At 66.4% G+C, this 13,283-nt stretch carries 14 protein-coding genes; 11 read left to right on the top strand and 3 right to left on the bottom strand.

Annotation, left to right across the window (positions count from 1 at the left end; genetic code table 11):
* The first annotated feature begins 59 nt into the window (after positions 1-59).
* On the top strand, positions 60-797 hold the full coding sequence (locus DU505_RS13115; protein ID WP_114479441.1) for a DODA-type extradiol aromatic ring-opening family dioxygenase: 738 nt from the start codon (positions 60-62) through the stop codon (positions 795-797).
* 90 nt (positions 798-887) lie between these two features.
* On the opposite strand, the gene gloA is transcribed toward DU505_RS13115, so the two are convergent.
* The gene (gloA, locus tag DU505_RS13110; RefSeq protein WP_114479440.1) at positions 888-1,436 is read right to left on the bottom strand and encodes a lactoylglutathione lyase; all 549 of its coding nucleotides are present in this window, start codon (positions 1,434-1,436) and stop codon (positions 888-890) included.
* Between the two features lie 301 nt (positions 1,437-1,737).
* On the opposite strand from gloA, the gene DU505_RS13105 reads away from it, so the two are divergent.
* A complete protein-coding gene (locus tag DU505_RS13105) occupies positions 1,738-2,169 on the top strand; it encodes a C40 family peptidase (protein ID WP_245947943.1) in 432 nt (143 codons plus the stop codon).
* Between the two features lie 56 nt (positions 2,170-2,225).
* On the top strand, positions 2,226-2,840 hold the full coding sequence (thiE, locus tag DU505_RS13100; protein WP_114479549.1) for a thiamine phosphate synthase: 615 nt from the start codon (positions 2,226-2,228) through the stop codon (positions 2,838-2,840).
* A 337-nt stretch (positions 2,841-3,177) separates the two neighbouring features.
* Here thiE and mntR read toward each other — a convergent pair whose 3' ends face one another.
* Complete coding sequence (gene mntR / locus DU505_RS13095; RefSeq protein ID WP_114479548.1) at positions 3,178-3,660, bottom strand: manganese-binding transcriptional regulator MntR; 483 nt, start codon at positions 3,658-3,660, stop codon at positions 3,178-3,180.
* A gap of 165 nt (positions 3,661-3,825) precedes the next feature.
* On the opposite strand from mntR, the gene DU505_RS13090 reads away from it, so the two are divergent.
* Genes DU505_RS13090 through DU505_RS13080 form a run of 3 tightly spaced genes read left to right on the top strand, consistent with a single transcriptional unit; the run spans position 3,826 to position 6,452 of the window.
* Complete coding sequence (locus tag DU505_RS13090) at positions 3,826-4,755, top strand: metal ABC transporter solute-binding protein, Zn/Mn family (RefSeq protein WP_114479439.1); 930 nt, start codon at positions 3,826-3,828, stop codon at positions 4,753-4,755.
* Complete coding sequence (locus DU505_RS13085) at positions 4,748-5,536, top strand: metal ABC transporter ATP-binding protein (RefSeq protein ID WP_114479547.1); 789 nt, start codon at positions 4,748-4,750, stop codon at positions 5,534-5,536. Before DU505_RS13090 ends, DU505_RS13085 begins: the two co-directional genes overlap by 8 nt.
* A 43-nt stretch (positions 5,537-5,579) precedes the next feature.
* Positions 5,580-6,452, top strand: coding sequence for a metal ABC transporter permease (locus tag DU505_RS13080; RefSeq protein ID WP_181872826.1), 873 nt, complete (start codon positions 5,580-5,582; stop codon positions 6,450-6,452).
* Here the strand turns inward: DU505_RS13080 and DU505_RS13075 are convergent.
* Positions 6,449-7,324 carry a DMT family transporter gene (locus DU505_RS13075; RefSeq protein ID WP_114479437.1) on the bottom strand — a complete coding sequence of 292 codons (876 nt, stop codon included), beginning with the start codon at positions 7,322-7,324 and terminating at the stop codon, positions 6,449-6,451. The genes DU505_RS13080 and DU505_RS13075 overlap by 4 nt on opposite strands.
* 419 nt (positions 7,325-7,743) lie before the next feature.
* On the opposite strand from DU505_RS13075, the gene DU505_RS13070 reads away from it, so the two are divergent.
* Genes DU505_RS13070 through DU505_RS13050 form a run of 5 tightly spaced genes read left to right on the top strand, consistent with a single transcriptional unit; the run spans position 7,744 to position 13,267 of the window.
* Positions 7,744-8,388 (top strand): DUF1826 domain-containing protein, encoded by a 645-nt coding sequence (locus tag DU505_RS13070; protein ID WP_114479436.1) that lies wholly within the window; start codon positions 7,744-7,746, stop codon positions 8,386-8,388.
* Positions 8,389-8,443: 55 nt separating this feature from the next.
* On the top strand, positions 8,444-10,030 hold the full coding sequence (locus DU505_RS13065) for an ABC transporter substrate-binding protein (protein ID WP_114479435.1): 1,587 nt from the start codon (positions 8,444-8,446) through the stop codon (positions 10,028-10,030).
* Positions 10,027-11,010, top strand: coding sequence for an ABC transporter permease (locus DU505_RS13060; protein ID WP_220250706.1), 984 nt, complete (start codon positions 10,027-10,029; stop codon positions 11,008-11,010). Before DU505_RS13065 ends, DU505_RS13060 begins: the two co-directional genes overlap by 4 nt.
* On the top strand, positions 11,007-11,834 hold the full coding sequence (locus DU505_RS13055) for an ABC transporter permease (protein ID WP_114479434.1): 828 nt from the start codon (positions 11,007-11,009) through the stop codon (positions 11,832-11,834). Before DU505_RS13060 ends, DU505_RS13055 begins: the two co-directional genes overlap by 4 nt.
* The gene (locus tag DU505_RS13050; RefSeq protein WP_114479433.1) at positions 11,831-13,267 is read left to right on the top strand and encodes an ABC transporter ATP-binding protein; all 1,437 of its coding nucleotides are present in this window, start codon (positions 11,831-11,833) and stop codon (positions 13,265-13,267) included. Before DU505_RS13055 ends, DU505_RS13050 begins: the two co-directional genes overlap by 4 nt.
* Positions 13,268-13,283: the final 16 nt, after the last annotated feature.

Raw genomic sequence — 13,283 nt, 5'->3', positions numbered from 1 at the left:
TCGAGCCACCCTGCGCCTGCCCGTCCCGGGCAGGCGCCCCCGTTCACAGGAGCTTCGCCATGCAACCCAGCCTGTTTATTTCCCACGGCTCTCCCATGCTCGCCCTGACACCGGGGCCGGCCCACGACTTCCTGCGCGAGTTCGGCCAGTCGCTGCGGCCGCAGGCGGTGGTGGTGGTCTCGGCCCACTGGGAGAGTGACCGGCTGCTGGTGAGCACCAGCGCTCACCCGGAGACCATCCACGACTTCGGCGGCTTTCCGCGGGAACTCTACGAGTGCCAGTACCCCGCCCCCGGCGAGCCGGAGCTGGCCAGGCGCCTGGCCCGGGAGCTCAATGCCGTGCCGGTGGAGCGCGGCCTGGATCACGGCGCCTGGGTGCCGCTCTCGCTGATGTTCCCCGAGGCGAACATCCCGGTGGTGTCGCTGTCGCTGCCCACCACCTGGTCCAACGCCGAGCTGGTCGAACTGGGCGAGAAGCTCGCCGCGCTGCGCGAGGAGAACGTGCTGGTGATCGGTTCAGGCAGCCTGACCCATAACCTGAGCGAGATGCAGGTGCAGGGCACGCCGATGCCACCCTGGGTTGGCGAGTTCATCGACTGGGTGCACGAGAAGCTGACCACTGCCGACCGCAATGCCCTGCTCGCCTGGGAGCAGGCCCCCCACGCCCGCGAGAACCACCCCACCCCTGAGCACTTCCAGCCGCTGCTGGTGGCGCTGGGCGCCGGCGGCCCGGCACAGCGCCTGCAACACAGCGTCGAGCACGGCGTGCTGGCGATGGATGTCTATGCCTTCGCCTGAGTGCGCCCATACCAAGCATCATCCTGCCTCATCAAACAGCAGCACCGCACTTCCGTCGGGGGAGTGTGGTGCTTCGCTCTTCACCGACACTCATTGATCCAGCGGCGTCTCACCCAGCCCGGCCAGGCGATCTGCCTGGACCACCTCGATCCAGTAGCCGTCCGCGTCCTTGACGAAGACCACGTCCTTCATCTTGCCCTGCCCCGAGCGCTTGATGAATTCAACGTCGTTGGCATCGAACCAGGCCTCGGCGGCATCGAGGTTGGGCACCGAAAAGCAGATATGCCCGAAGCCCTGGGGTTCGGCATTGCCGTCATGGTAGGCGAAATCGGCCTGATCCTCGGTGCCCCAGTTATGGGTCAGTTCCAGCAGGCCCTTCTGGCTGAAGGTCCAGACGGTACGCTCGCCCTTCTCCTCCGGCACCTGCTCCTCCTCTTCCAGCCTGGCCAGGAAGTAGAGCGAGAAGCCCAGCTCCTCGAAGTCGAGGCGGCGCAGTACGCTCATGCCGAAGACACGGGTATAGAACGCCAGCGACCGTTCCGGGTCCTTGACCCGCAGCATGGTGTGATTGAGACGAAAACCGAGGGTGTCCCCCGTGGGCATCTTTACGCCGGGGTGCTGCTCGCCCTTGAAGTTCATGGCCACTCTCCCTTGTCGCTGCCTGATCACTGGGTTGTAAAGAAGATGATGATGCGCCGCCCGGGATATTTCCAGCCTCTCGCTACATGGCACCACTGTATTGCACGCTCGGACCGGCATTCATCCCGCGCGTTCAGGGATTCTCGCCAAGCACGTACGGTTCGAGCTAAAGTAGGAAACAGGATTTGCGAAGAGTAACAGGACGATGCAGCGAGTGGGGTGGTTCGAGCCGATGGCAATAGCAGGCAGTTCCCGACCGTGTCATGGGCAGGGGCGGCTGGTCGCTCTACTGCTGACGCTGATGCTGCTTGCCGGCTGCGCCAGCCGCGACCTGGCAACCCAGGACCCGCGCCCGGGTGAAGGCTTGTCCATCGAACGAGCCCTGATCCTGGCCACGGCGGAGGGTGCCCTGGGGACCCCCTATCGCTTCGGCGGCAACTCTCCGGAAGGGCTCGACTGCTCCGGGCTCGTCGAGCTTGCCTACCGTTCCGCCGGGATCCCGGTGCCGCGTACCGCCGACGACCAGTTCCGCACGCTTCCCGAGGCGCGCCAGGCGCGGCCGGGGGACCTGTTGTTCTTCGGCGATCGCCGCAAGGCCACCCATGTCGGCATCTACCGCGGCGACGGTCAGATGATCCACGCCCCCGGCAGCGGCCGAAAGGTGGTCAGCGTTCCGCTCGACGTGGCCTACTGGCAGGATCGATTCCTGGGTGCCGCCAGCCCTGCCCCCTGACGCCTTGCCTGCGAGCAGGTATGATCCAGGCCCGACCATTCATTCCGGTGAAGCCTATGCGCGTCGACCTGACCTTATACCTTGTAACCGACCCCCGGCTTTGCGCACGGCACGGCCTGGTGGAAACCGTCGTGGCGGCGGTACGCGGTGGCGTGACACTGGTGCAACTACGCGACAAGCAGGCCAGCGACGACGAGCTGATCGATCAGGCGCGGCGCCTGAAGGCGGCCCTCGCCGGTAGCGGCGTGCCGCTGATCGTCAATGACCGGCTGGATGTGGCGCTCGCCAGTCAGGCGGATGGGCTCCATTTGGGCCAGGACGATGGCGACGTGGCCGTGGCGCGCCAGGCAATGGGCGAACAGGCCATCCTCGGGCTCTCGGTGCAGAACCTCGAACAGATGGCACGCCTGGACTCGGGCCCACTGGACTACCTGGGGCTGGGGCCGGTCTTCGCCACCACGACGAAACAGAACCATGCCCGGCCGCTGGGCTTCGACAGACTGGCCGCGCTGGTCGCGGCTAGCCCGCTGCCGGCGGTGGCCATCGGCGGGCTGCAGGCCGAGCATGCCGCCCGGGTGCGTGCCACCGGCGCCCGCGGAGCCGCAGTGGTTTCGGCAATCTGCGGCCAGCCCGACCCGGAAGTGGCCGCGCGAGCGTTCTTTGACGTTTGAATAAAGGTATTCCTGATTACTCACCTTGATCAGCCATCGGGCCAATCTTGAGCCACACTGAAAGAGTTCGGATGGTCAAGACGTTATAAATCGTCCTCCCTTAGCGATTTTCTCCACCAACGTTGCCACGCCGCTGTCGGAGTAGCTTCAGCTCACGACTGGAGGCCGCAGGCCTCCCGGCGGTGTTGCCGGTATTCGCGAGAACAACCAACCTTTCAGCCTCCGCCGAGGCGCCTATCGGCGCCAGTCGCGATGGGGACTCGGAGCGCCGAGCCGAGCGCTCCAACAGCGGCATTCTCCACCAACGTTGCCACGCCGCTGTCGGAGTAGCTTCAGCTCAGGAGCCTCCGCGCTCCTGCTCGCGCGAAAACCGCTGCATGATATCCAGGGTTTCCTGGCTGACATGGTGCTCCATGCCCTCGGCATCGATTCGCGCCGTGTGATCGCTGACGCCCAGGGCACGCAGGAACTTCAGCACGATGGCATGACGCTGGTGCGACATGGCCGCCATCGCCTCTCCCTTCTCGGTCAAGAAAAGTGAGCGATAGGGCTTGCTGGAAACCAGCCCCAGAGACTTCAGCCGGGTCACCGTCTTCGAGACCGTGGCCTGGCTGACTCCCATTCGCGCCGCGATATCCGTCGAGCGCGCCTCACCCTGGTGCTTCAGCAGGTCGGCGATCAGCTCCACATAATCCTCGAGCAGCTCGGTTTCATGGGCATTGCGCACGGCTGCGTACTGCTGCGCATGCTGGTCGCTGGGCGGCAGGGCATCCGCCTTGCAAAGGCGATACGGCGTCACATCGTTCGGGGAGTTGGTCATCGCGCCAATATAGCCAATGTGCTCATAGGGCAGCAATAGAAGCCCGATAGAGATTTCCTACTACCTAATAAGTTAACCTTGGCTAAAATATTAGCTATGCGCTCACAAACTCGCTGCAACGTAACAACTGACCATCAACGGTCAGACACCAGAGGAGAGTGCCCGATGCCAGCCCCCAGAGGCTTCACGCTACTCAGCGCCCTTACGTTAGCGCTGTCGACCACAGCGCTGTCGATCACGACGACACAGGCCGCCGAGACCCCGCTCAGGGTGGCCGCCACCTTCTCGGTGCTGGGCGACCTGGTTCGCGAGGTCGCGGGCGAGGACGCCCAGGTCGACGTGCTGACCCCGGTGGGCGCGGAGGTGCATGAGTGGGAGCTGGTTCCGAGCAACTTCATCACGCTCGAGCAAGCCGACGTGGTGTTCTACAACGGTTACGGCCTCGAGCAGTGGATTGGCCAGGTCAACGCAACGGTAAGCGAGGGCGTCCCGGTGGTCGCTCTGGCAGAGCTGAGCGGCTATCCCACCCAGCCGATCGCCACCGGTGACTTCGCCGGCGAGGCCGATCCGCACCTGTGGATGGACCCGCGCGCCGCCGCCGCATACGCTCAGGTGATCGCCGACACGCTCGCCGAGGCGCGGCCAGCCGCTGCCGAGGCTTTCCAGGCACGCGCCGAGGCGCTGGTTGACTCGCTACATGCGCTGTTCGATGAACTGACGGAAGCCCTCGCAGCCATTCCCGAGGAGAAGCGCCTGCTCATTTCCAGTGAAGCGGCCTTCCTCTACTTCGCCGACGCCTTCGGTTTCGAGCACGACGGCATCTGGGGCAACAATGCCGAGGAAGAGGGCTCGCCGCGCCAGATCATGCGCATTGTCGACATGATCGAGGAAAAGCAGCCGGCCGCACTCTTCTGGGAGAGCACCATCTCCGACCGCCATGTCCGCAGCGTGGCCGACGAAACCCAGGTGAAGATCGCCGGCCCCCTCTACGTCGACTCCCTCAGTGAGCCGGACGGCGACGCACCGGACTACGCCGGCATGCTGCGCCACAACGGCCGGCTGCTGGGCGATACCCTGGGTGATGGGCATGACTGATTCAATTCCGGCACTTCAGGCAACGCGGCTCTATGCGGCCTACCACCAGCATCCCGTGCTGGAGGACATCACCTTGACGCTGCCTCAAGGGCAGTGGACGGCCATCATCGGCCCCAACGGCGCCGGGAAATCGAGCCTGCTGAATCTTGTCATCGGCAGTCTCTCGCCGCTGCGCGGCGAACTGCGGATCCTCGGCGACAGCCCCGCTGCACAGCGCAGGGCCGGCAACATCGCCTACATGGCCCAGCATGAGAACATGGAGTGGGATTTTCCCATTTCGGTTCGCGAGACGGTGCTGACCGGCCGCTACGGCCTGATGCGCGAAGATCCACTATGGCAGCGTCTGCTGCCCCGGCATTGGGCCAACCCCAGCCACCGGCAGGCCGCAGAGGCCGCCCTCGAGGCCGTCGACATGGCGGATCATGCAACGCGTCCCATCGGTGAGCTCTCCGGCGGACAGAAGAAGCGCGTGATGCTGGCTCGCGCCCTGGCTCAGAAAGCCAAGATCCTGCTGCTCGACGAACCCTTGGCCGGAGTCGACCCACCCAGCGAAGCCCTGATTCTCGCGACACTCGAGCGTGAGCGCAGCAACGGGCACACCGTCATCATGGTGACCCATGACATGCCCAGCGCGCGGCGCCATGCCGACAACGTCCTGCTGATCAACCGCACCCTCATCGGCATGGGATCGCCTGGCGAAATGCTCAGCGACACCATGCTGGCTCGCCTGGCGGTCGGTACGCCCGACGCCAGGCACGGAGGCGTGCGTGTTGCCGCTTGAAGCCCTGGCCACCGGCGTCATCGACGCCTTGATTGCCCTGCTGATGATGGCGGTCAGTCTGCTCCCCGAACCTCTGGCGGCTCCCTTCGAGTACCGCTTCATGCAGCGCGCCTTGCTCACCTCGGTACTGGTGGGGGCCATCTGCGGACTACTCTCATGCTACGTGGTTCTAAAGCGCTGGTCGCTGCTGGGCGACGCCATCTCCCATGCGGTACTGCCAGGGGTGGCCATCGCCTACCTGTTGGGCTGGCCGTTCTTCATCGGCGCCTTCATCACCGGCGCGCTGACTTCGCTGGGCATCGGCGCCCTCGAACGCCATACGCGCATCAAGGCGGATGCCGCCATGGGCTTGATGTTCACCGCCGCTTTCGCGCTGGGCATCGTGATCATCAGCAAGATTGCCACCAGCACCCACCTGATGCATATCCTCTTCGGCAACGTGCTGGGCGTGCAGACCACGGCGCTAATACTGACACTGGTGGCCAGCCTGGTGGCCGTGCTGGCCATCTGGCTCGCCTATCGGCCGTTGCTTCTCTATACCTTCGATCCGCAGCAGGCCCAGGCTCTGGGCTTCAATACCAGCCTCATTCACTACGGCCTGATCTTGCTGCTGACGCTGACGATCGTCGCCAGCCTGGAAACCGTGGGCATCATCCTGGTGGTGGCGATGCTGATCACCCCCGGCGCCACGGCCCACCTGCTCACCGACCGCTTCCCCACCATGCTGGCGATCTCGGTCAGCGTCGGCGTGATTTCCGCCGTGGTGGGGCTGGTGCTCTCGGTATCGCTGGATGTCGCCTCGGGCGGCGCCATCGTGCTGGTGGCCTCGAGCCTGTTCCTTATCGCACTGCTGGCGGCCCCCAAGCATGGACTGGTGGCACGCCACTGGCGGCGCTGGCGATTGAATCGTGTTTAAGAAGTAGGCCGCCGCTTCAGGGTCGTGCGGCGATCGTGATAGGCGATCGCCAGGCCACTGCCGATAATCAGCGTACTGCCGACGAACACCCAGACATCCGGCATTTCACCCCAGAACCACCAGCCCAGCAGCACCGCCCAAAGCATGGCCGTGTAGTCGAAGGGCGCGGCAATGGCCGCCGGGGCAAAACGAAATGCCAGGGTGATGAAGGCCGTGGCCCCCACGCCGATGATCCCCGCCCCGAGAAAACCCAGCCAATGCCAGGGGTGCGGCGTCTGCCACACCCAGGGTAGCGCCAGGGCAGTCAGCACCATCGGCACCAGTGTCATGTAGAACACCATCGCCCAGAGGTGCTCGCGGGCACCATAACGCCGCGCGGTGATCATCATCAGCGCATAGAAGACGGCCGCCGCCAGCAGCGCCAGCGCCCCCGGATGAAAGGCGTCACCGCCGGGGCGCACCACCACCAGCACCCCCACGAAGCCCAGCAGCGACGCTGCCATCACCGGCGGGTCGATCTTCTCGCCCAGCAGCGGTACCGAGAGCAGCGTGACGAACAGCGGAGCGACGAAGGCGATGGCAGTCGCCTCGGCAAGGGGCAGCAGCGTCAGGCCGAGCACGAAGAAGAACATGGTGCCGGTGTAGATCAGGCCGCGCACCAGGTGCACCCCGGGGCGACGAGTGCGAAGCTTGGTGAGCCCACCGCCGAAGTGGGCCAGCACGGCGATAAGCGGCAGCGAGACCAGGGTGCGGAAGAAGATGATCTGCAGCGGCGAGTGCACCTCGCCCAGCCACTTGGCGATGGCATCGCCAATGGCCAGGCACAGCACACCCATACACATGCACAGGATGCCCTTCAACGACGGCGTCATGGCGACCTCCCCCTATGCCGAATCCCGGCGACCCAAAAAACCACCCCGCCGACCGTAAGGGTCGGCGGGGCTTGTTGATTAACAACCTAATGGCTGGCGCAGACCACGGCAAGTGCGGCGCCCCAAAATGGCGCATTCGACCATGCAGAGGTCGAGGTGTGACTGGAACAGTGTCGTGGGGAAAAACCTGTCGCGGAGAGAGTCGCGGAGAGAATAGTCATGCCCAATACGTTATGTTATAACGAATCATTCTCAACGTTCAGCCAGCTACCGTAGTCGTTGCTTCAACCTCGTTACCTCAACCCCATCGTTCAAAACATTGCTACAAACCCATGGCTTCGATCACCTCCCTAAGGTTCCACATCAAGGGGTCATTCGCAGCACAAATGATATGTTATATTGTTACAAAAGGAGGCGAGATGCTGCCCCGTACCACCGCTGACACCTCCACGCACTGGGCCTTCGGCCAGGACATCGAGGTACTGCCCCGCATCTTCGACGATGACATTACCCTGGCGGTGATGGAGCGCCGGCTCGACTCGGCCCTGACCCTGGCCGTGCGGGCTCAGCTCGGCCACCAGCGCGGCCTCGAATGGCACTGGCGCGGCGCACCGGGCCAGGCCATGCAGGAGGACCTGACGCGTCGATTGCCCGCCCCAGAGGCCGGTGAAGCGCTGGTGAAGGATATCGGCACCATCGCCGAGGCCATGGCCTACCTGTTCTCGACCGACACCATCGGCATTCGCCTGCGCACCCTCGACGGCGCCATGTGTCCGCGTTTCCACGTCGATAACCTGCCGGTGCGTCTGGTGAGTACCTATGCCGGCCCGGCCAGCGAGTGGCTACCCGAATATGCAGTCAACCGGGCGGGGCTCGGCGCCCCGCGTCCGGACAAACCCGATGTCGTTGCCGACCCTGGCGCCATTCGACAGATTGGCGTAGGCGACCTGGCCCTGCTGAAAGGCTGCGGCTGGGTCGGCAACGAAGAGCGCGGCCTGGTGCACCGCAGCCCTCAGCCCGCCATGGGCGAGCGCCGCCTGTTGCTGGCGCTGGACCCGGGCTGACACGCCTGCGCCGCCTATCGTCTGTCACATCAAACCACGCAAGGAAGATCCTGCGATGCCACTGCTCCGTCGTTTCCAGTCCCACCGTTCCCAGCCCACCCGCTCTCTGCTCTCTGGCTCCCTGGTCTCTGGTTCCCTGCTCCTGGGCCTTGCCCTGCTGCCCCTGTCCGCAGCCGCCGACCGAACGCTCTCCGTGGTAGCCCCCTGGGAGATCACCGGCGCCGATCCGTCGACCTCAGGTTATGTGTATGCGCGCATGCGCGTTGCCGAGACGCTGGTCGACACCGACGCCGACGGTCAGCCGGCGCCGGGCCTGGCCGCCTCCTGGCAGGCCAGCGACGATGGCCTGACCTGGCGCTTCGCCCTGCGTGAAGGTATCAGCTTCCACGACGGCAGCCCGCTGACGGCGGAAGCGGCAGCCACGAGCCTTCAGCACGCCCTGGCCAAGCCGGGCATTCTCGACTCGGCGCCCATCACGGCCATCGAGGCCGAGGGCAACGAGGTGGTGATCGAGCTAGAGAGCCCCTTCGCGCCGCTGCCGGCCCTGCTTGCCCATTCCACCACCCTGATCCTCGCCCCAAACGCCTTTGATGACGAAGGGCGGGTCACCCAGGCCATCGGCACCGGCCCCTATCGAGTGGAAACCGTGGCCCCCCCACAGCGGCTCGACGTTGAGCACTTCGACGACTATTGGGGCGAGGCACCTGCCATCGAAAGGGCCAGCTACCTGGCGATGGGTCGCGGCGAGACCCGCGCGCTGATGGCCGAGAGCGGCGATGCCGACGTGGTGTTCACCCTCGACCCGGCGAGCCGTGCACGGCTGGCACGCCATGATCGTCTCGCGCTGCATGCCGAACCGCTGCCGCGCACCATCGTGTTCAAGGTCAATGCCGAACACCCCTTCCTTGAAGATACACGCGCTCGGCAGGCGCTGAGCCTGGCCATCGACCGTGAAGGTATCGCCGCCGGCCTGCTGCGTGACCCCGAAGCCGCTGCGGCCGAACTGTTTCCGGCGAGCCTCGGCCCCTGGCATCTCGGCCTGGACGCCAGCGAGGCGCAAGACGTGGAGCGCGCCCGTGAGCTGCTCGCCGAGCTGGGTTGGGAGGCCAATGGCAGCGGCATGCTCGAGCGCGACGGTAAGCCTTTCGAGTTGACCCTGCGTACCTTCTCCGACCGCCCCGAGCTGCCGCTGGTGGCCACCGCCCTGCAGGATCAGTGGCGCGAGATCGGCGTCGCACTCGAGGTCGACGTAGGCAACGCCAGCGGGATCCCCTCCGGCCACCACGACGGTAGCCTGGAACTGGGCCTGATGGCGCGCAACTACGGCCTGGTGCCCGACCCGCTCGGCACCCTGCTCGACGACTTCGGCACCGACCCCGAGGGCATGGGCGGTGACTGGGGCGCCATGGGCTGGCGCGACGACGACCTGGCTTCCTGGCTCGACACCCTGCGCCAGGAAGCCAATCCCGATGCCCGCACCGAGCTGGCAGGGCAGGTGGCGCGGCGCTTGAACGAAGCCATGCCGGTCGTGCCCGTGGCCTGGTACCAGCAGACCGCAGCAGTCAACGTCGAGCTGGAAGGCTTCTCCATCGATCCGCTGGAGCGCAGCTATCGTATCGACGAGCTGAGGTGGAGCGAATGAGTGTAGCGCTGGCATCACGGACGACCCCGCGCTGGACTGTCGGCCTGGGCGGCCTGCTGCTGCAACGTCTGTTCCAGGCCGGGCTGGTGGCGTGGATGGTCGGCACCCTGACCTTCGTGCTGACCCGTTCGCTGCCAGGCGACATGGCCTACCGCATCGCCGCCGGTCGCTACGGTCACGACATGGTCAATACCAGTGCCGCCGAGTCGGTGCGCGCCGAGCTGGCGCTGGACCAGCCCGCGCTGACCGCCTACTTCGGCTGGCTGTGGGATCTGGTGCAGTTCGACCTGGGCCGTTCGCTGGTCAGCGGCGAGCCGGTGATAACCGAGCTGTGGCATCAGCTCGGCCACTCCCTGGGCCTGGCGGCCATGGCCGTGCTGCTCTCGCTGCTGCTGGGCCCACCGCTGGGGCTGATCGCCGGGCTCAAGCCCAATGGCTGGCTGGATCGCGTGAGCGAAGTGGCGGCCAGCGTGCTGCGCGCCCTGCCCCCCTTCGCCGTGGGCCTGCTGCTGATCCTGATCTTCTCGGTGTCGCTGGGTTGGCTGCCCGCCGCCGGCCATGGCCGCACCGCGCATGGCGTACTTCCAGCGCTGACCCTGGCGCTGGCACTGGCCGCCATCTCCAGCCGGGTGGCGCGTAACGCCATGGCCGACGTGTCGCAGTCGGCCTACTACGCCTTCTCGCGCACCAAGGGACTGAACGAGCGCCTCAGTTTCCTGCGCCACGGCCTGCGCAACGCCGCGGTACCGGTGGTCGCCTACCTCGGCGTGCAGTTCGTCTACCTGATCGAAGGCGTGGTGGTGGTCGAGACGCTGTTCGCCTGGCCCGGCATCGGCCACGCCCTGGTGCACGCCATCGTCGCCCGCGACGTGCCGATGATCCAGGGCACCGCCCTGGTCATGGGGCTGATGTTCGTCGCGCTCAATACCGTGGTAGACCTGCTCTGCCACTGGCTCGACCCCAGGAGGCGTAGCGCATGAAAGCTCTTGCCTCGACTCCCGCTCGTCGCTGGACACTGCCGACGCTCAACGGCCGCCAGCGGCTCGGCGCCCTGCTGCTCGCGCTACTGCTCGCCTTCGCCTGGCTGGTTCCCTGGCTCAATGAGGCCGACCCCGCGCGACAGCAACTGACCCGCATCCTTCAGCTGCCGTCGCTTGCCGAGCCCCTCGGCACAGACCACCTGGGCCGTAGCCTGCTGGCGCGGCTGGCATCCGCCGTGCAGCTCTCGTTCGGCATGGCCCTGCTCAGCGTGGCCAGTGCCGCCGTACCGGGCGTGTTTTTCGGCGTCATCGCCGGCTGGCACGGCGGCTGGCTCGACCGCGTGCTGGGCAGCCTGGCCGATGCCTGCCTGGCCCTGCCCGGCCTGCTGCTGGTGCTGCTGCTGGTGGCCATCGCCCCGGGTAACTTCTGGGCACTCTATGTGGGTATCTCGCTGGTACTATGGATCGAGTACTTCCGCGTGGTACGCGCCCGCACCCGGGTGCTGGTGGCCTCGCCGCAGCTCGAGGCGAGCCGCCTGCTCGGCTTTGGCCCGTTCTACCTGTTCCGTCGCCATTTATGGCCGGAGCTCGCCCCGCAGGTACTCACGCTGGCCGCCTTCGGCGCCGCCAGCGCCATTCTTGCCATGGCCGCGCTGGGCTTCGTCAGCGTCGGGCTACGACCGCCCACCGCCGAGCTGGGGCTGATGATGATCGAACTGCTGCCCTACTACCACGAGGCGCCCTGGGCCATGGCCCAACCGATCGTCGTGCTGTTCGTGCTGGTATTGAGCCTGAACCTGCTGGCCGGAAGGGATCCGAGATGAGTCCATACTTACTTCAAGCCGAGGGTGTGACGATCCGGGGCGAGGGCGTCACGATTGCGCCGTTCTCCTGCTCGCTCGAAGCCGGCGGCCGACTGACCCTGCTCGGTGAAACCGGCTCGGGCAAGAGCCTGATCGCCCAGGCCATCATGGGCACCCTGCCGAGAGGGCTTGCCGCCCGTGGCCAGCTTGTCATCGATGGCGAGGACTTCGATGCCGCCGATGCCACGTCGCGCCGCGCGCTGTGGGGCCACCGCCTGGCGCTGCTGCCCCAGGAACCCTGGCATGCCCTTGACCCGACGATGCGCTCCGTTTCCCAGGTCGCCGAGAGCCACCGCCACGTGGCCGGACGCGACCGTCGCGCCGCCCTCCAGGCCGCCTGGGCCGACCTGGCCGAGCTGGGCCTGGCCGAAGCGGGCGGCAAGCTACCCGGCGAACTCAGCGGCGGCATGGCGCAGCGCGTGGCCTTTGCCGCCGCCAGTGCCGGCGGCGCGCCCATCGTGATCGCCGACGAACCCACCAAGGGCCTCGACGCGCCGCGGCGCAATGCGGTGGTCGAATTGCTGGCGCGAACGCCCGAGGCCGGCGGCGCACTGCTCACCATCACCCACGACATCGACGTGGCCCGCCGGCTGGGCGGCGAAGTGGTCATCCTGCGTCAGGGCCAGGTTGTCGAGCGCGGCCCGGCCCAACAAGTGCTCGCTCACCCACAGAGCGAGTACGGCCAACGGCTGCTGGATGCCGAGCCCAGCCGCTGGCCGCGCCCGCAGCCGCTGGGCGAGCGCCAGGCGCCTGTCGTGAGCGCCAGTGGCCTGGCCAAGAGCCGCGGCGGACGCGAGCTGTTCCGCAATCTTTCTCTCGAGGTCAGCCCCGGCGAGATCGTCGGCGTGGTCGGTCCTGCCGGCTGCGGCAAGAGCACCCTGGGGGACATGCTGCTGGGCGTGATGCATGCCGACAGTGGTGAGATTCACCGGGCAACGGGGCACCCACTCGGCTTCCAGAAGCTCTATCAGGACCCGCCGGCGGCTTTCTCCGCGCACTGGCGGCTGGCTCGCCTGCTCGACGACCTGGTACACCGCCACCGCCTGGATCGTGCTGCCATCGCACCGCTGATGGCGCGCCTGGGGCTCGACGAGAATCTGCTGGGGCGGCGCCCCGGCGAGATCTCGGGTGGCGAGCTGCAGCGCTTCGCCATCCTGCGCGTACTGCTGCTCGAGCCGTGCTTCCTGTTCGCCGACGAGCCCACTTCGCGCCTCGACCCCATCACCCAGCGACAGACGCTCGAACTGCTGGTGGAGCTGGCCCGCGAGCGGCGCTGTGGTGTGATGCTGGTGAGCCACGACCCGGCGCTGATCGAACGGATCTGCGACAAGCGGATCTCACTGGGGGGCCCCGCGAGCGTGACAAAGCAGGAGCGGGACCCCGCCATGGCCTGAAGCGTCGTTCCATAAC

Origin of the sequence: Billgrantia montanilacus (assembly GCF_003336675.1) — a bacterium.
GTDB lineage: Bacteria > Pseudomonadota > Gammaproteobacteria > Pseudomonadales > Halomonadaceae > Halomonas > Halomonas montanilacus.
The sequence above is the reverse complement of the archived record's forward strand: the minus strand, read 5'-3'. Positions and strand labels throughout refer to the sequence as shown.